2 tRNA genes are annotated in these 428 nt (G+C 50.5%); both read left to right on the top strand.

From position 1 onward, the window contains the following. The first annotated feature begins 43 nt into the window (after positions 1-43). Positions 44-120: transfer RNA gene (locus ACUXV1_RS23245), tRNA-Ile, on the top strand. 117 nt (positions 121-237) lie between these two features. Continuing rightward, positions 238-313: transfer RNA gene (locus ACUXV1_RS23240), tRNA-Ala, on the top strand. Positions 314-428: the final 115 nt, after the last annotated feature.

Genomic DNA, 428 nt, shown 5'->3' with positions numbered 1-428 from the left:
TGTAGTTAAGGGCGTGTCAGCCAGCGATGGCTGACCGAGAAATGGGTTTGTAGCTCAGCTGGTTAGAGCACCGTCTTGATAAGGCGGGGGTCGTTGGTTCGAGTCCAACCAGACCCACCAGAATTTTTGTTGTCGGAGTGATTCGGCGGCACGAATAAAGCTGAAAGGCAAGGCAAAAGGCAACGACGTGTGCTAATGCACACGAGGCGCGTTTCAACGCAGCATTTCAGGTTTAGAGGGGGATTAGCTCAGTTGGGAGAGCACCTGCTTTGCAAGCAGGGGGTCGTCGGTTCGATCCCGTCATCCTCCACCACAACTCAAACACAAGCGAGTTTGCAAAACAGCTTGGTTGTGTTTGCGTTGTATTTTTAACGCCCGATCTTTAACAAACTGAAGAAGCCGAATATATAAAGACGGCGAGAAAGACA

The sequence above is a fragment of the Chromobacterium sp. W521 genome (assembly GCF_052805975.1).
This window is presented reverse-complemented; position numbering and strand designations above follow the sequence as displayed.